At 72.3% G+C, this 17,352-nt stretch carries 13 protein-coding genes; 6 read left to right on the top strand and 7 right to left on the bottom strand.

The window, feature by feature from the left end; translation table 11 throughout:
- The first annotated feature begins 181 nt into the window (after nt 1–181).
- The 4 genes from ACFQSB_RS27205 to ACFQSB_RS27190 all read left to right on the top strand — a co-directional run bounded on the left by ACFQSB_RS27205 (nt 182) and on the right by ACFQSB_RS27190 (nt 5,560).
- Nucleotides 182–1,372 carry an MBL fold metallo-hydrolase gene (locus ACFQSB_RS27205; protein WP_380829760.1) on the top strand — a complete coding sequence of 397 codons (1,191 nt, stop codon included), beginning with the start codon at nt 182–184 and terminating at the stop codon, nt 1,370–1,372.
- Between the two features lie 635 nt (nt 1,373–2,007).
- Nucleotides 2,008–3,201 (top strand): chymotrypsin family serine protease, encoded by a 1,194-nt coding sequence (locus ACFQSB_RS27200; protein WP_380829759.1) that lies wholly within the window; start codon nt 2,008–2,010, stop codon nt 3,199–3,201.
- A 165-nt stretch (nt 3,202–3,366) separates the two neighbouring features.
- A complete protein-coding gene (locus tag ACFQSB_RS27195; protein WP_380829758.1) occupies nt 3,367–4,623 on the top strand; it encodes a chymotrypsin family serine protease in 1,257 nt (418 codons plus the stop codon).
- Between the two features lie 244 nt (nt 4,624–4,867).
- Nucleotides 4,868–5,560: a hypothetical protein gene (locus ACFQSB_RS27190; RefSeq protein WP_380829757.1), complete on the top strand. Its 693-nt coding sequence runs from the start codon at nt 4,868–4,870 to the stop codon at nt 5,558–5,560.
- Nucleotides 5,561–5,693: 133 nt separating this feature from the next.
- Here ACFQSB_RS27190 and ACFQSB_RS27185 read toward each other — a convergent pair whose 3' ends face one another.
- The gene (locus tag ACFQSB_RS27185; RefSeq protein WP_380829756.1) at nt 5,694–6,344 is read right to left on the bottom strand and encodes a class I SAM-dependent methyltransferase; all 651 of its coding nucleotides are present in this window, start codon (nt 6,342–6,344) and stop codon (nt 5,694–5,696) included.
- Between the two features lie 204 nt (nt 6,345–6,548).
- Here ACFQSB_RS27185 and ACFQSB_RS27180 point away from each other — a divergent pair, with 204 nt between their 5' ends.
- The gene (locus ACFQSB_RS27180; RefSeq protein WP_354922951.1) at nt 6,549–6,797 is read left to right on the top strand and encodes a type II toxin-antitoxin system Phd/YefM family antitoxin; all 249 of its coding nucleotides are present in this window, start codon (nt 6,549–6,551) and stop codon (nt 6,795–6,797) included.
- Nucleotides 6,782–7,180, top strand: coding sequence for a PIN domain-containing protein (locus ACFQSB_RS27175; RefSeq protein WP_380829755.1), 399 nt, complete (start codon nt 6,782–6,784; stop codon nt 7,178–7,180). Before ACFQSB_RS27180 ends, ACFQSB_RS27175 begins: the two co-directional genes overlap by 16 nt.
- Before the next feature lie 40 nt (nt 7,181–7,220).
- On the opposite strand, the gene cysS is transcribed toward ACFQSB_RS27175, so the two are convergent.
- The 6 genes from cysS to ACFQSB_RS27145 all read right to left on the bottom strand — a co-directional run bounded on the left by cysS (nt 7,221) and on the right by ACFQSB_RS27145 (nt 17,347).
- Nucleotides 7,221–8,609 (bottom strand): cysteine--tRNA ligase, encoded by a 1,389-nt coding sequence (gene cysS / locus ACFQSB_RS27170; protein ID WP_380829754.1) that lies wholly within the window; start codon nt 8,607–8,609, stop codon nt 7,221–7,223.
- 74 nt (nt 8,610–8,683) lie between these two features.
- Nucleotides 8,684–10,573 carry a sigma factor-like helix-turn-helix DNA-binding protein gene (locus ACFQSB_RS27165; protein WP_354922960.1) on the bottom strand — a complete coding sequence of 630 codons (1,890 nt, stop codon included), beginning with the start codon at nt 10,571–10,573 and terminating at the stop codon, nt 8,684–8,686.
- A 69-nt stretch (nt 10,574–10,642) separates the two neighbouring features.
- Nucleotides 10,643–12,718, bottom strand: coding sequence for a UvrD-helicase domain-containing protein (locus tag ACFQSB_RS27160; RefSeq protein ID WP_380829753.1), 2,076 nt, complete (start codon nt 12,716–12,718; stop codon nt 10,643–10,645).
- Between the two features lie 10 nt (nt 12,719–12,728).
- Nucleotides 12,729–15,275 (bottom strand): hypothetical protein, encoded by a 2,547-nt coding sequence (locus ACFQSB_RS27155; RefSeq protein WP_380829752.1) that lies wholly within the window; start codon nt 15,273–15,275, stop codon nt 12,729–12,731.
- A 93-nt stretch (nt 15,276–15,368) separates the two neighbouring features.
- Nucleotides 15,369–16,121: a class I SAM-dependent methyltransferase gene (locus ACFQSB_RS27150; protein WP_354922969.1), complete on the bottom strand. Its 753-nt coding sequence runs from the start codon at nt 16,119–16,121 to the stop codon at nt 15,369–15,371.
- Between the two features lie 134 nt (nt 16,122–16,255).
- Complete coding sequence (locus ACFQSB_RS27145) at nt 16,256–17,347, bottom strand: ABC transporter substrate-binding protein (RefSeq protein ID WP_380829751.1); 1,092 nt, start codon at nt 17,345–17,347, stop codon at nt 16,256–16,258.
- Nucleotides 17,348–17,352 lie beyond the last annotated feature (5 nt).

Here is a 17,352-nt window from a genome sequence, read left to right as displayed (position 1 = left end):
CTGGACGACACACCTGCGGTGAGCAGCAGATTTTCGACCACCATGTCGGCACCAGGGAGGACATGACGGATACCTCCGTCGGCTGAGGCATGTTTTCCGCCCACGGGGGATCATGACAGCAGAGTGGTGATCCCCAACTGGAAACAACCCGCCTCCACTCGGTGACGAACAGGAGGGTCGAATGTCGCAAACCGTCAGTCCTGAGGTCTCCCCGGTCGTTCAGCCGAGTGAGCCCGGCACGCCGCTCCCGCTCGCCACGCCGTCGCCCGGACGTGCCCCTTCGTCCTCGGAGCCGGCCGCCTCCGCGACGCTCTCCGGGCGCGCGCCCTCGTCCCCGGGCCCGGGGACGCGCCCGCCCGTCACCCCGTCCTACGAGCCCGCGACGCGCCCGGGCCCGGCCCCGTCCCACGACCCCGCGACGCCGCCCGGCGGGCCGGCCGCGCCGCGCCGGTTCCCGGCCGACTTCAAGGACCGGCTGACCTGCCCGCTCCCCGACTTCCGGGAGATCGTCAGCGTCACCTGGCACGGCGGGCTGCGGCCGGACATCGGCGACGTCGACCAGATCCCGGTCCTGCGGGCCGGCCTGCCGCCTGTCGCCGCGCAGGACGCGGCCGTCACCTGGGTCGGCCACGCGACCTACGTGCTGCGCATCGGCGGGCTGACCGTGCTGACCGACCCCGTGTGGTCGCGCAAGATCCCCGGCGTGCGCCAGCGGCTCACCCCGCCCGGGCTCGCCTGGAGCGACCTGCCGCCGGTGGACGCCGTCGTGATCAGCCACAACCACTACGACCACCTCGACGCCCCGACGATGCGCCGCCTGCCCCGCCACACGCCGGTGTTCGTCCCCGCCAACCTCGCGAGCTGGTTCACCAAGCGAGGGTTCACCAACGTCACCGAGCTGGACTGGTGGGAGAGCGCCCAGATCGGCGAGGTGAGCTTCGACTTCGTGCCGGCGCACCACTGGAGCCGCAGGACGCTGTTCGACACCTGCAAGTCGCTGTGGGGCGGCTGGGTGCTGACCTCGCCGCGGCAGCGGATCTACTTCGCCGGCGACACCGCCTACGGGGACCGCTTCAAGCAGATCGGCGAGCGCTACCCCGGCATCGACCTGGCCCTCATGCCGGTCGGCGCGTACGAGCCGCGCTGGTTCATGCACGTCACCCACGTCGACCCGGCCGAGGCCGTCCAGGCGTGCCAGGACGTCGGCGCGCGGCGGATGGCGACCATGCACTGGGGGACGTTCGTCCTGTCCGGCGAGCCGCTGATGGCCCCGGTCCAGGAGACCCGCGCCGCGTGGATCGCCGCCGGACGCGACCGCGCCGACCTGTGGGACCTGGCCATCGGCGAGACCCGGACCCTGACCGCCGGCTGACGCGGCGGCCGGCGGTCAGGCCGCTCGGCGAAGGTGGGCAGTGGGCGTCAGCGTGGGCGTCGGAGCCCTCGCCATGGCCGCGGGCGGTCCTCTGAAGGCGCCCCATGACCCTGTCGATCGGTGTCGGCCTCCTCGGGGAGGCGGTCATCCTCGGCCTGCGTGCCCGGTCCACCGGCCCTCCCTTTGGTCCCCGCCATGGGTCCGGGGACCGGGGTTGGCCGGCGACCCGGGCCGGCGAGCCCCGGCGGGCCGCCGCCGATAAGGCGTCCCCGGCCGGTGATCAACGTCTTTTCGCCCTGTCCAGAAGCGGACAGCGAATGGTATGCGCCTTTTGCTGGAATTGCGGAAGCGTGTAGGTGTATGTCCGCAGGTGGGGCTTCGCTGCTCCGCTATCGCCTCCAATAAGTGCGAAGCCGGAATACCGGCATGCGGCTGTCCGACGCGCCGCTTTTACCAGCCCTGGAAACTGGGGTCAAGGCATTGATTAGCCCCTTAATGCATGGAATACCGGATGCATCCGCGCAAGCAAGCCACGGAGGAGCATTCAGGTGGAAAACCCCCCGAGCACCACAAGAACCCCACGATCCCCCCGTCGTCTGGCAGTGGCGCTTGGCACCGCCCTTCTTCTTGTCGGGATGGCGGCCGGGCAGGCCGCCGCGGCCCCCGCCCCCTCTCCCGTCAAGGACACCACAGCCCGCCCGATCGAGCCGGCCGGCGCGGTCCCGGGCGGTTTCGCCTCCTGGAAGGACCTGCTGGCCACCCAGGAGAAGCTCGTCAAGGCCGCCGACCGCATCACCGCCGCGGTCAAGGCGCAGGGCGGCGCCGGGTTCGCCGGCATCGTGGCCGCGCCCGAGAACCACGAACTGCGGGTCTACTGGAAGGGCAACGCGCCCAGGCACATCGGAAACCTGGTCGGCCAGGTGCGCCGGGAGGTGCCCGTCAGCGTCCTGCCCGCGGCCTACTCGGCCCGTGAGCTGGAGCGGGAGATGAACCGCCTGGTCCGCAGGTCTCCCGACGCGATCACCGCGATCGCGCCGAACGTCGACGGCTCCGGCCTCACCGTCTCGGGCGTCGACTCCGGCCTGACCCGCTCGAAGGTCGCCGACTCGGCCGTGCCGGTCACCGTGGAGGCGGGCGTCAAGCCGACGCTGGCCACCCGCTGGGACGACTCCCCGCCGTGGTGGGGCGGCGGCGCCTGGCGCAACGCCAACACCGGTGGCGGCTGCTCGACGGGCTTCGCGGTCACCTACGGCGGCACGAGCAGGATGCTGTCGGCGGGCCACTGCGGCGACGCCGGTCAGACGGCCACCGACCCGACCGGTCAGGTGATCGGCTCGATCTCGCCGGACAACAACGGCCTCGACGTGCTGCTGATCAACGGCACCTCCGCGGGCCGGGTGTTCAACAACAACGTCGGCTCCACCTCGCCCGAGTTCAGCAACCCGGTCATCGGCACCACCAGCTCCTACGTCGGCCTGTGGGTCTGCACCTCCGGCGCGTACTCGGGCACCAACTGCAGCATCCAGGTGCAGCAGGTCGGCGTCACGATCAACGTGGGCTACCTGATCACCGGTACGGTGCGGGCCGAGCAGTCGGCGCACACCAACGCGGTCGGCCAGGGCGACAGCGGCGGCTCGGTGGAGGTCGTCAACCCGTCCAACACCCTCCAGGTGTACGCGGCGGGCGTCAACACCGCGATCGACGGCAGCACCGCCGTGGCCTGCACCGGCTACGTCACCAGCGGCCGCACCTGCGCCTGGCGGATGTACTACTCCCCGTGGAGCAACGCGACCGCCGCCTTCCCCGGCATCGCCATCGTCCTCGGATGATCCACAAGATCTGACCCGAGCGATCGGGGGCCGGCGCACACCCGCCGGCCCCTTCTCGCCGCCCGCACGCGGCCGGGCAGGCCCCCCGCCGACGTGGATGAAACGCACACCGTCGGCCGTCGCTCGCGCGAGACGCCGAGGTCGTCGCCCAGGAGGATCGCACAGGTGAATATCCGCCCGAGTTCCCGCAGGTCACCCCGATTACGCCGCCTCGCCCTGGTGGTCGGCCTCATGCTCGCCGCAGCAGGGATGGGCACCGCCCAGGCCGCGAGCGCCCCCGATCCCGTCAAGCCCAGGACCACCGGATCCGTCGAGCACACCGGACCGGTGCCGGGCGGCTACGCCTCGTGGAAGGACCTGCTGCTCGACCAGCAGAAGATGGTCAGGGCCGCCGACCGGATCACCGCTGCGCTGCCCGGCGACGGCGGCGGCTACGCCGGCCTCGTCGCGGCGCCGGAGAGCCGCGAGCTGCGCGTGTACTGGAAGGGCAGGCCGCCCAAGGCGATCGACGACCTCGTGGGCCGGTTGCGGCGCGAGGTGGCGATCAGCGTCCTGCCGGCGCGGTACTCGGCGCGCGAGCTGGAGGGGGAGGCGAACCGCCTCATCCGGGCGAACCGCGATCTGATCACCTCCATCGAGCCTCTTCAGGACGGCTCCGGCCTGAACGCCACCACGGCCTCGGCCGGCGCGACCCGCACGGCGATCTCCGGCGCGGCGGTGCCGGTCAGCGTTGAGCCCGGCGTGCGGCCCAAGGTGGCCAGCCGCTGGGACGACAGCCCGCCGTGGTGGGGCGGTTCGGTATGGGGCACGCCCTCGCCCGCCTGCACGACCGGTTTCGCGGTGACCTACCAGGGCGTCAGCAAGATGCTGAGTTCGGCGCACTGCGCGTCGGTCGGCCAGACCGCCGCCGACCCCACCGGCCAGGTCATCGGCACCGTCACGCACAGCAACGCCTCCCGTGACGTGCTCCTCATCGGCACCAGCGCAGGGAGCCAGGTCTTCAACAACCCGGTCAACAGCGTCGCCACGGAGTTCAACAACGCCGTGATCGGCACCACGAGTTCGGTCGTCGGCCAGTACGTCTGCACCTCCGGCGGCTTCTCCGGCACCAACTGCACCATCAGGATCACCGCGGTCAACGTCACGATCAACGTGGGCTGGCTGATCCAGGGCACCGTCCGCGCCGAGCAGCAGTCGTTCACCAACGCGGCCGGCGGCGGGGACAGCGGCGGCCCGGTCGAGGTCACCAACCCGAGCAACACCAACCAGGTCTACGCGGCCGGCATCATCACCGCCACCGACTACGGCACCCAGGTCCCCTGCACCGGTTACCGGCCCACGGGCCGCGTCTGCACCTGGCGCATCTACTACTCCCCATGGAGCAACGCGACCACGGCGTTCCCGGGAATCACCCTCCCCTGACCGAGCGATCGACGGAAAGGGGCCGGCGCTCGATCGCCGGCCCCTTTCCTCGGCATTCACGCGATTCACCGGTGATCGTGGTGAACAATCGATTGGACCGCACGCGCCGAATAAAAAAACCATCGGAAACGGACGGGTGCCGCGATGACCGGCGCGCCGGGAAATACGGTGAACCGCCACGCGGTGGAATTTCGTCTTATGTTCGTCAGGTGCGTGACAACCGGGTAGGCCAGGAGGCGTCACCATGAACCAGACCCGTCGCATGGGCACGGCCATCGTGCTCCTCGGCTGCACCGCCACCGCCGTCCTCGGCTGCACCGCCCTCACCCCCTCCGACGGAGACACCCCGCCCCCCTCCACGTCCCCGCCCGCCCCCGGGCAGGGCGCCTCACCCTCGACGAACGACCCGCCCGCGGGTCAGGACACCGCGGACCCGGCGAGCGGCTCCGTCCAGAATCAGGGCACCTCACGCCCCTCCGGCAGTCCGGCGCCGGGGCCGGGGGGTCAGGAGCGCCTGGCCGCCCTCGCCGCCCAGGTCGAGGACTTCCTGCGGCGCCGCTTTCCGGGCGAGTTCGCGGGCGTGGTCCTCGACGTGCCCGGTCACGCGGTCATCGTGTACCGGCGGCCGTCCGCGAAGCTGGACGCGGCCCTGCGTGACCGCTTCCCCGGGCAGCCGATCAGGCCGCGCGACGCGGCCCACTCGGCCCACGAGCTCGACGCCGTCGCCCGGCGCGTCACGCAGGACGTCCACTACTGGAAGGCACGCGGCGTCACCATCACCACGATCGCCGTCACCCCGGACGGCTCCGCCGTGGAGATCGGCACGAGCGACGTCGCCAGAGCCGCCCGCGAACTGCCGAAACGCTACGGCGATGCTCCTCTGAAGTTCATCACGTCCGCCCCGACGCTGATCACGCCTCCCACCGCGCCGGGATGACCCGGCCCCCGGACCGCCACCGCGGCGAGTCCCTCTCACGCCCGTCGAGCCCGACCGGGCCCGGATCCGGCCGGGCCAGGTCCTCTCACGCCCGCCGAGCCGGACCGGGCCCGGATCGGCCGCGCCATGCCCGTCAGGCCGGGCCCGGCTCCTTGCGGGCCAGCAGGAACCCTTGTGCATTGGTCTCGGAGTCGCGGGGCTCGCGCACCAGACGGGCCGTCATCTCGAACCCCGCCTTGCGCAGCAGGTCCGCGGTACCGTCCACGGGCAGCCGGTGGAACACCAGCGAGACCGGGTGGCCGAACGCCTCGGTGTAGACGCGCGGCTCGTCGCCGACCTGGAAGGCGAGCAGCAGGTGCCCGCCCGGCGCCAGCACCCGATGGAACTCGGCCAGCACGTTCGGCCGGTGCTCCGGTGGGATGTGGATGAGCGAGTACCACGAGACGAGCCCGGCGAGGCCGCCGTCCGGCAGGTCGAGCGCCGTCATCGAGCCTTCCTCGAACCGCAGGCCGGGGTGGGCCTCGCGGGCCAGCGCGAGCATCTCGGGCGACAGGTCGATGCCGAAGACGTCCACACCCAGTTCGCGCAGGTGAGCGGTGATGCGCCCCGTCCCACACCCCACCTCGGCGACCGGCCCGCCACCCCCGGCGACCTCGGCGAACGCGCCGAGCATCGCCCGCTCGAGCGGGCTGCGAGGCAGATCTCCCCGCACCATCTCGACATAGTCGGCCGCGATGGCGTCATACCCGGCCCGCGTGTCATCCAGAAAAGACATGTCCGTCATGCCGGAGCACTGTAGCCGCACCGGCGGCCGGTCATCGGTCGTTCCTGAGCCCAGCGAGGTCAGGACCAGGTCTGGCCTTCGGGGGTGTCGGTCACTTTGACGCCGAGGCCGGCGAGCTCGTCGCGGAGGCGGTCCCGGGACCCGCGGGGTCGCCCGGCTCGTGCCGCGAATCTGATAATCAGATAGGCTGGAAGCATGCGGACTATGACCGCCACGGAGGCGTCACGACGGTTCTCTGATCTGTTGGACGCGATCGAGCGTGGTGAGACCATCACGATCACGCGGGGGAACCACGCGGTCGCGGAGATCAGACCGGCCCATCGGCGGACCGGAGCCGATCTCCGCGCGGCGTTGGCGGACATCCCGCCACCAGATGATCGCTTCGAGGGGGACATCGCGGCCGCCTTGACCCTCCTTCATGGCGAGGAGAGTGACCCGTGGGCCGACGCCTGATCCTGGACACCAACGTCCTGATCGCATACGAGCGCGGTTCCATCGACCGCAGCGCCCTTGACAACGATGACCTGGCCATCGCGGCGGTCACCGTCGCCGAGTACCGGGTGGGCATCGAGCTCGCCGACTCGGTGGCACGCGCGGCTCAGCGGTCCCGCGCTCTGGCCGCGATCACCTCCGCCGTGGACGTGCTCGACTACACGGACGTCACCGCGGCTCATCATGCTCGCCTCATCGCACACGTGCGCCGAAACGGCGTGCCACGTGGGCCGCACGACCTGATCATCGCGGCACATGCGCTTGAGTCCGGACGCACCGTCGTGAGTCGTGACGCGAAGGCCCGCTTCGATGACCTGCCGGGCATCAGCGCCGTGGCGGTCTGACGACCAGGGATTCCCCTGGACCGACGAGGACGCTGTGGGGTCAGGACCAGGTCTGGCCTTCGGGGGTGTCGGTCACTTTGACGCCGAGGCCGGCGAGTTCGTCGCGGAGGCGGTCGGAGGTGGACCAGTCTCTGGCCTCGCGGGCCTTGGCGCGGGCGTCGAGGAGCTCGGCGGCGCCCGGAGGCAGGACCGGGACGGGGGGAGGCTTGCCGATGTCGGCCGGCAGGTCCAGGCCGAGGACGTGGTCCAGGTGCAGGAACGTCTCGAACTTCGACCCGGGGTCCACCGACTCGTCGCGTTCGAGCTCGCGGAGGACGCGCAGCGCGGTGGAGGTGTCCAGGTCGTCGTCGAAGGCGTCCTGGGCGCGGCGGGCGTACTCGGCGGCGATCGGGCGGCTCGGGGACTCGGCCCATTCGGCGACGCGCCGGCGCCAGCGGCGGAGCGTGCGGTCGGCGGCGTGCAGCGTGTCCCAGGTGAGGTTCATCTGCTGGCGGTAACGGTGCTCGAGGAAGGCCAGCCGCACCGCGAGGGGATCGAGGCCGGCGTTCTCGACGTCCGCGAGCAGGACGACGTTGCCGGTGGACTTGGCCATCTTGCGGCCGTCGAACAGCAGGTGCTCGCCGTGCACCCAGTGTTTGACGACGTCGTGCCCCACGGAGGCGTTGGACTGGGCGCGCTCGTCCTCGTGGTGGGGGAAGCGCAGGTCTTTTCCACCGGTGTGGATGTCGATGTGCTCGCCGAGGAAGCGCAGGGACATGGCCGAGCACTCGATGTGCCAGCCCGGGAAGCCGGTGCCCCACGGGGTCTGCCAGGTCATCTCGCGGTCGGCGCCCTTCCACAGCGCCCAGTCGGCGTGGAAGCGCTTGCGCGGGTCGACCCCCTCGACCCGGTGGCCGGGCTTGAGCGCGTCCAGCCGGTTGCCCGATATCTCGCCGTAGGAGGGGAAGCTCTTGGCGTCGAAGAACACCGAGCCGTCGTCCACGGCGTACGCGTGGCCCATGTCGATGAGCTTGGCGATGAGCTCGATCATCAGGTCGATGCTCTCGGAGGCGCGCGGGGTGTGCTCGGGGGAGCGCATGTTGAGCGCGGCGGTGTCGCGGCGGAAGGCGTCCTCGTAGAAGCGGGCGATCTCCAGCGCCGAACGGCCCTCGCGGCGGGCCTGGGCGAGGACCTTGTCCTCGCCGGTGGGGTCGATCGCGTCGTCGTCGACGAGGTGGCCGACGTCGGTGATGTTCTGGCACACCACCGACCGGATGTGGTGCCGTTCGAGCACCCGGCGGATCAGGTCGGGCAGCAGGTACGACCGGAGGTTGCCCACGTGGGCGAACCGGTAGACGGTCGGCCCGCAGGTGTAGACCCGCACGACCCGCCCGTTGTCGGGGACGATCGGCTCAAGCCGCCTGGACCGGGTGTCATACAGCCGCAACATGCCTCGAGCTTAGGCGATGGATCACCCTGTGTCCGGGGTCCGACCACTCCCGGCCACCCACGTCGCCCGCGTCGTCACGGCGCCTCGGGGTCGAGGAAGGCGAGGATGTCGCGGTCGCCGCGCTCGCGGAGCCGGGTGAGGACCTCCTCGCGGGAGGCGCCCTCGGGCAGGCCGATGCGGGCTCCGATGAGGCGCAGCGCCTCGGCCTCGGAGGCGACCGGCGCGGTGTACCCGATGAGGTGCAGCGCCATGTTGATCGGCGGCAGCCCCTGGGCGGCCTGCGGCAGGTAGCGGGTGAGCAGCTCGCCGCCGTCGGACACGGTCAGGAAGATCGAGTCGCCCTCGCCGGCGTTGTAGTCGGCCAGCACCGCCCTGATGGACCCCATCGTCGGCTGGTTGTGCCAGCTGATGACGACGTCGCCCGACGGGGTCGAGGTGGTGAGCTGACCGCCGGGGGCCATGCCGAGGTGGGCGGCGAAACCGGTGGGCAGCGGCGACCCGGAGCCGCGCAGGTGCTCGGCGTTGACGTCGACGCGGTGCCACCACCGCCCGTCGCGGCTGCGGAAGGAGCGGCGGGTCATCGACACGTCGCGGCGCGGCTGGTACGGCTCGGCCTGCTCGGGCGCGGCGACGCGGATCCAGCCGCGCTGGGTGCGCTCGAAGCCCGGCCCGCCCGCGTACGCGCGCACCGAGCTCTCGCTGACCTCGTAGCGGGTGGTCAGGTTGGCGACGATGCTGTTCACCGACGCCTCGCCGCCGGCCCGCTCGATCTCGCGGACGATCATCTCGCGGATGCCGATGTACTCCTCGCCGCCCCAGCGGGTCAGCCCGTACCTGTTGCGGTCGACGCGCAGGAACCGGTCGTCGGCCGTGAGCTGGTTGCGGATGCCGACCAGGCTGTAGTCCTCGCCGATGCGGCTCTGGATCTCCTCGGGGCTGAGCGGGCTCTCGGCGACGGCCAGCACGGCCTCGGCCTTCTCGTTGACGCTGCGCGGCCAGGGGACGACGTGGCCCTCCAGGATGCGCAGGTGCGGCACCGAGGACAGCCAGCGCTCGGCGACGTCCTCGCGGATGCCGAGCTGGGCGACCATCGTGACGGCCTCCGGCAACTTCACCGGGCCGTCGGTGAAGAGCTGACGCGTCTTCTCCTTCAGCTCGTCGGCGCCGCCGGCGACCAGCCAGCCCTCGACCTGGTCGTACCCGGTCAGCAGGGTGCGGATGAACCGCCAGGCGGGCACGCCGAGCGTGGTCAGCTCGGTGCGGTGCCAGGGCACCGCCGCCGCCAGGTCCTCGGCGGGCACCGCGGAGCCCAGGCGTCCCCGCAGCCAGGCCAGGTGGGCGGCGAGCGGGGTGGCCTCGGGGGTGGCGAGCCGGTTCTGCACGTGGTCGCGCAGGTCGCGCTCGATCTGCCGGATGCGCTCGCGGGTGACCGAGAACCGCTGCGCCAGCTCGTCCAGCGTCACCCGCCGCTCGGCGTAGACGCGGTCGGCGGCGATGGCCCGCTGGCGGTCGTCCAGCTCGGCGAAGATCTCGTCGATCAGCTGAGGGATCGGCCGCTCGGGCTTGGCGGGCGGGACCGGCGAGACGGCGGCGTCCCGCCCGCCGGCGAGCGGAGCGGCGCCCTCCGGCACGGCCCCGGTGTCGGAGGCCAGCAGCCGCGACAGCACGCCGCCGAACAGGGCGAGCACCTCGTCCCTGGACTGCGGGGTGCGCAGGCACTTGTCCGGGTCGGTCATGCGGAGCAGGGGGAGGATGTCGCCGAGCGGCAGGTGTCCCCAGCAGGTCATGGCGAGATCGGTCAGCCGTCCCGCCACCTGTGCGGTTCCGGCGATCAGGCAGGCCCGGTCCAGGGGAAGCGCCTGCCACCACGCGTCCGGGAGACGGGTGTCGCTCGCGATCGGCTCGACCTGGCTGGGCGATGTCCAACGCAGGGGAGGCACGATGTCGCTAAGGCTCAGATTCATGGGGGTCCAACCGGCATGGGGCTTGAGTCGGGATGAGACTCGCTCTTATCCGCAGTTCAGGTTATTGGGTCATGGTGGCAGGAAGGGACTTGCACGGCCGGAATAGGACACGTACAGCCGCTCCGCCGCCCGTGTACACGCCATATACAGCAGGCCGCGTTCTCGTTGCAGGTCATGGGCCCGCGCGGTCGGGTCGTCGTCGGCGGGCGTCAGCGTGTCCTGCGCAGGCACGACGCCGTCCGCGACGCCGACCAGGGCGACGTAGCGGAACTCCAGGCCCTTCAACCCGTGCAGGGTGCTGACCCGGACGCCGGCGGCCGAGGATCCGAGGGCCGCCTTCACCTCGCGGACCAGCTCGGCGGTGCGGGCGGCCACGGCGATCTCGTCGGCGGGGACGCCGTCCTCCAGCCAGGCGGCGACGTGCGCGGCCAGCCCGGCCAGCTCGGCCGCCGGCGAGGTGTACTCGCGCACCTCCGGCCGCCGGCCGGGACGGGTGGCACGGAAGCCCACCAGGTCGGTGACGCCGTCCACCAGGCCGTCGACCGGCCCGCCTCCGCGCACCCGCACCGCCCAGGTGAGGATCTCCTGCGGCAGGCGGTGGGAGACCGACAGGCGGTGGCTCTCGGCCTTGATGCCGAGCGTGCTGAGCGCCACCCGGGTGTCGAAGACGCGCTGGTGGGGGTCGCCGACCACGAACAGGTCGTCCGGCCCGGGCGGCACGGCGGCCCGCAGCAGGCGCCACTGCGCCGGGTGCAGGTCCTGGGCCTCGTCCACCACGATGTGCCGGTACGGCTCGCGCCGCGGCGCGTCGTCGCCGAGCAGGTCGCCGGTGTCCTGGCCGAGCAGGGTGGAGGCCTGGGTGGCGAGCTGGAGCAGCGTGCGCCTGCCCGCGGCGCGCAGCCGCCCGGTCACGTGCTCGATGGCCTTCCAGACGGCGGTGCGCTCCTGGTCGTCCAGCTCCACGCTGCGGCCCGGGCGCCGCGCGGCCAGGTACTCCTGGACGGTGCACAGGTTCTGCGCCAGGATGACCTGCTCCCACTCGCGCAGCAGAAAGGCCGGGCTGTGCAGGTCCCCGGAGATCTCCGACGCCTCCTGCCACAGGGTGGCCAGGTCGGGGCCGCCGACCAGCAGCGGGGGACGGCCCTCGGCCTCGGCGACGATGCGGTGGGCCAGGCGCTCGACGTTGCCCACCTCGATGCGCGACCGGGCGGCGGCCTCCTGGACCAGCAGGTCCAGCTTGGCGGCGACGTCGGCCGCCACGCCCTGGGAGAAGGTGATCAGCAGGATGCGGCCGTCTGAGGCGCGGGCCAGGTGCGCGGCGCGGTGCAGGGCGACCAGCGTCTTACCGGTGCCCGCCCCGCCGGTGACCAGCACCGAGCCCTCGAACTCGTCCTGGTGGGAGAGCCGGTACTGGGTGGGGTAGAGGAAGGTGCACCAGTGCGGGACGGCGAGGACGCGATCGAGCGCTTCGGGGTCGGGCACGAACACCGCGCGGTCGGGGGTGCGTTCGAGCGCGACCGGCAGGTCGGTGACGTCCACGGCGGCGCCGTTCAGCGGTACCGCCGTCCGCGCCTCCAGCGCCCGCCACGCGTCGGCCACCGACCCACCCTGGCCGAGCACCCAGAGCGGGGCGAACTGGCTCTCGGGCAGCAGGGGCTCCAGCGCGTCCAGGTTGGCGTCGGTGGTGATCAGGCGCACCAGGGGGATGAGCAGGGTGTCCACGCCGAGCCCGATCAGGTCGGTGTCGCAGACGTGCGCGAACAGCCGTTCCTCGGTGGTCTCGGCCGACCGGCGCAGCGCGGGCTCGACCCGTTCGAGCGCCTCGGCGTTCCACACCTCGGCCACCCCGATCGCGGCGTTGACGGCGAAGCGGTGCCGCTGCGCGTAGGACCAGGCCTCGGCGTCCGGCAGGACGGTCAGCATCCAGTACACCTCCCGCTGGCGGACCACCACCCCGCGGTGGTGCTCGGCGAGCCGCAGCGTGGCCACCCGCGCGTCGCGGGTGTTGCGCACCCGTTCGGGGTGGGGGGCCGAGGTGGTGTTCCGCAGGAACCGGCGCATGGCGATCACCGCGTCCCGGCGCACGGGCTGGGCCAGCGCGTCCAGGTCCCGCAGGACCTCAGGGGCGATCGCGAGCCGGGGCATGCGGCTCCCGTCAGACCATCAGGGACAGCAGGTCGCGGTCCCCGCGTTCGCGCAGCCGGTTCATCAGGTCGGGCAGCCCCACCGGGCCCGTCATGCCGACGCGGGTGGCCAGCACCCGGATCGTCTCCTCCAGCGACTCGGCCTTGTCCTTAGTGGTGTATCCGGCCAGCCTCAGTGCCATGGTGTTCTTGTCCAGGTCGCCGGCCGCGGCGGGCACCAGCCGCGCCCGTAGCACCTTGTCCTCCTCGGCGACGGTCAGGAACAGGTGGGACCCGGGCTGGGCGCCCATCTCCTGCAGTAACGGCCCGAGCGACTCGATGACCGGGCGGGACTGCCAGCTCAGCGTGACGTCTCCGGCCGCGCCGGTCACCGTGTGGCCGTCCCCCGGGCTCAATCCGAGGTAGGCGGCGAACCCGCTCGGCAGCGGGCACTCGCCGCCGGCGAGCTGCTCGGGGGCGACGTCCACCCGCAGCCACCACAGCCCGTCGGGGTGCTTGAAGCACTTACGGGTCATGGACACGTCCTTGAGCTGACCGGCCGGCGCGGACCCCTCGGACCCCTCGGCCTCGGCGGGCCGCTCGCCGGTCGTCGTGGCCTCGGCGACCCCAGGGGAGCCGGAGTTCTCGCCGGTCTTCTTGGTGCTCTGGATGCGCAACTGCGGGACGTTCTCCAGCCACTCCTTGGCGACCTCGGGGTGGATGCCCAGCGTCGAGACCAGCTCCAGCGCGCGTGCCACCGTCGGCGGGCGGTCGGCGTTGAGTATCAGCGCGCAGGTCTGCTCGCGCAGGTCGGCGATGTCGCCGGCGACCAGCCAGTCGTCCTGGACGGTGTAGCCGGGCAGAGTGGTGAGGACGAACTGCCAGGCGGGGACGTCCAGCGAGCGCAGCTCCCTGGTGTGCCACTCGGCCGCGCCCATCAGGCGCGACTTGGGCGCGGCGACGCCGAGGGTGCCGGGGAGCTTCTCCAGATGCTGGGTGTACGGGGCGGCCTCGGCGCTGTCCAGCCAGGCGGCCAGCCGGGCGCGCAGCTCCTGCTCCAGGGCGACGATGTCCTCCGGCGGGACGGCGAACAGCTTGGCCAGTTCCTCGGGGGCGGCCGGGGCGTCGGTGAACACGTGGTTCTGCGCCACCGCCCACGTCTTGTCGTCCAGGTCGGCGAAGGCAGCGTCGATGAGCTCCGCGACGTCGTTGTCGGCCTGGCCGGCGTGGAACTCGTCGGTGCCGGTCGGGTTCGCGCCCGGGACGGCGCCGCCGTCGGCGGGCGTCTCGGACCCTTCTCCGGTCTCGGCGGCCGCGGCCTCCTGGCCCTGGCCGGGTTCGCCGGGACGGCCGGCCGGGGACGGGGCGTCGGGAGCGCTCGGGGCCGTGCCGGGGCCGGCGGCGAGCGGGTCGGCCTCGGCGGGGCGTGGGCCGACGCCGAACGGGCCGGTGTCGCGGCCGGAGGCGCCCGCCTCGGAGCCGGACGGGACCGCTTTGGACGGTTCAGGGCCGAGGAGGTCGGCTTTGAACGCCTCAGAGCCAAGGGGGTCGGCTCTGAACGCCTCATGCCCGAGCGGATCGGCCTTCAACGCCTCAGGGCCGGGCGGGGCCGCTCTGAACGGTTCAGGACCGAGGGGGTCGGCTCTGAACGGTTCAGGGCCGAGCGGGTCGGCGTTGAACGGTTCGGCGCCGTTGGCGTTGAACGGCTCGGGCTCGGGGACGAACGGCCGCGGGCCCGGCGCGAGGCCCACGTCCGGCATTGCGGGCATTGCGGGCATGGGCCGCTCGGTGCGCGGCGGCGGGGTGAACATCGACGGGCGGGGGCCGCCCCTGCCGCCGGCCTGCTGCTGCAGGGCCGCCTCGGCCAGCCGGGCCGCGGCCAGGCCGAGCGGGTCGCCGGCGTCGATGCGGTTGCTGCGCCGTTTGGGCAGCGGAGGCGCGGGGCGGCGTACCGGGAGCGGGTCCGCCGGCGCGGGCGCGGAGGCGGCGAACGACGCGGCGGAAGCCGGTGCGGCGGCGCCGGAAGAAGCGGCGGACGCGGGCATGGAAGCGGCGAGGGGCGCGGAGGCCGCGGGGGACGGCGGCGTCGCCGCGACGCCGTTGGCGGACCGCCCGGCGCGGGACGACGAGGCGCGGCCACCGGCGGCGTCATCGGCGCGGGAAGGGGAGGCCTCGGCGGAGTGGGCGCCCTGGTCGCCCGCCGGCGCGAGCCGGGTGAACACCGCCGTGAACAGCGCGTTCAGCAACGGCTTCGCGCGGATGAAAGGCTGGTCGGCGAGCTCGCGGCCGGTCAGCGCGAGCAGGCCGGTGTAGGAGCCGACACGGTCGAGCGCGATCGACACCTGCGGCTCGTCGGCCTCCTCGGGGTCCATCACGTGCAGCGCGGGCAGGATGTCCCCGACGGCGGCGGCCGGCCAGTGCTCGGTCGCCAGCTCGGTGATCAGTTCGCCGAGCGCCTCGGGGCCGAGCACGGCGAACACCCGGCTGAGCGGCACCGATCGCCACCAGGCGTCGGGCAGGCCGGGCGCTTCCCGCAGCCGCGCGAACCCGGTCGCGTCACTCCAGCGAAGCGGAGGCACGAGATCACTCAGGCAGAAGTTCATCCCGTTCCCTCTCCGGTGATTCCAATGACCAGACCATAGTCTGGCAAACCGCGCGATCGTAGACGGCCGTTAGGCTCGCACAGCCGCGAATCGCAGCCTCACGTAGTCGGCCATCCACCCCGATTCGCGGCGTAACGCGGGGGCGGCCAGCTCGTTGACGCGGCGCAGAAGCGGCTCCACGGTGGCGGGCGGCACGGCGTCGAGCAGCGAGCCGGCGAACATGCGGACCCAGTCGGCGGCGCCGCCGGGGCACTCGTCGAGCGGCGTGGGCCGATCGAAGTACTCCAGCAGGCGGACGGTGAACCCGCCCTTCTCCAGGCGCGTGGCGTACTCGGCCGGGGTGGGGAAGTACCACGGCAGCTCGGGCTCGGGCAGCCCGTACTCGCGCCAGGCGGTGAGCATGGCCGAGGTGAGCGCGGCGCAGTTGCCGGCGCCGCCCATCTCGGCGACGAACCGCCCGCCCGGGGTCAGGGCCATGCGCACGCAGCGGATCACCGCGTCGGGGTCGCGTCCCATCCAGTGGAGCGCGGCGTTGGAGAACACCGCGTCGCAGGGCGCCGGGACGCCGAAGTTGGCGGCGTCACCGATCATGAAGTCCAGTCCGGGATGGTGGGCCCGCGCCACCTCGATCATCGTGGGGGAGCCGTCGATGCCGAGCGCGGTGGTGCCCCGGGCGGCGATGTCGGCGGTCAGCACCCCTGTGCCACAGCCGAGGTCGAGGATGCGCTCGCCCGGCCGCGGGTCGAGCAGCTCGATCAGGGGTGCGCCCTGCGCCGAGACATAGCCGAAGGAGCTGTCATAGGCGCGCGCGTTCCACCGCATCAAGCTCGGCGTTTCGTGTCGCAAGGCGATCAGCTCGCATTCTCAGACATCGCTTCCCCGTGTCCGTAAGTACGAATACTTTAGAGCCTTGATGTCCTTGCGACACATCTGTCCGAAAGCTTGCCCCCGGGGACTCAGCCGATCGAGCGGGCCCAGTTGGCCTTCAGGTAGGTCTTGCCCTCGTCGGTCTGCGGGATGGTGAGCAGGACGGGCGAGCGCGGGACGGGCGGGAGCTTGGCCGCCGCCTGCTTGTCGAGCCTGCCGGACATCTCCAGCGCCTCCATGCGCGCCGGGCGGGCGAAGCCCTTGAGGAAGAGGTTCTGGACCTCGTCGCTGTAGAGGAACTCCTCCCACAGGCGCGCGGCGGCCGGGTGCGGGGCCTTGTCGCTGATCGCCTGCACGTAGTAGGACGCGAGCGCCGCGTCGGCGGGCACCACGACCTTCCAGGCGGGCTTGTCGTCCCCGGCGGTCTGCGCGGCCTTGGCGGCGTTGACGTAGTCCCAGTCGACCAGCGCGTTGGCCTGGGAGGGCAGGCTGAGGCGGCCGGCCTTCTTCAGCTCGGCGAACAGGGCGAGGCCGCGCTCGGCCTTCGGCCGGCCGCCCTGGAGCGAGGCCGCCATGACGCCGTAGAAGGCCGCCGCCGTCTGGAGCGGGTCGCCGGCCAGGGCCACGGCGTACCCGGGCCTGGCCGCCAGGTCGGCGAACCTGGCCGGGGCGGCGACCTTGCGCGGGTCGTAGCCGATGGACATGTAGCCGCCGTAGCCCGCGTACCACTGGCCCTTGAGGTCCTTGACGGCGTCGGGGATGTCCTGCCAGGCGGTCACCTTGTACGGGGAGAAGCGCTGGGCGTTGGCGACCGCGACGTCGACCCCGAGGTCGAAGACGTCGGGCATCTTGTCTGGGACGCGCGCGGCCTTGGCCAGGTCGATCTCGCGCTGGCTGCTCGCGCCCGGCTCCAGCACGTTGATCCGCACTCCGTACTCGCCGGTGAAGCGGTCCATGATGGCGCCGTAGTTGACCCAGTCGCGGGGGATGCCGACCAGGTTCAGGGAGCCTTCCTTGCGCGCCGCCTCCACGAGGCGGTCCATCGTGCCGAACCCCTGGGCCAGGCTGGCCGCCCTGGGGTTGACCGGAGGCTGCTTGGTGTCTTTGGACGTCGTGGAGGAGCACCCGGCCACGGCGGTGGCGAGGAGCGCTGCTGCGGCGACTGCGGCACGTGATGTCACGAAAC

It is taken from the genome of Sphaerisporangium rhizosphaerae (genome assembly GCF_042665155.1).
Taxonomy (GTDB): domain Bacteria; phylum Actinomycetota; class Actinomycetes; order Streptosporangiales; family Streptosporangiaceae; genus Sphaerisporangium; species Sphaerisporangium rhizosphaerae.
Note: the sequence above shows the minus strand (reverse complement) of the source record. Positions and strands in the feature narration are given on the sequence as shown.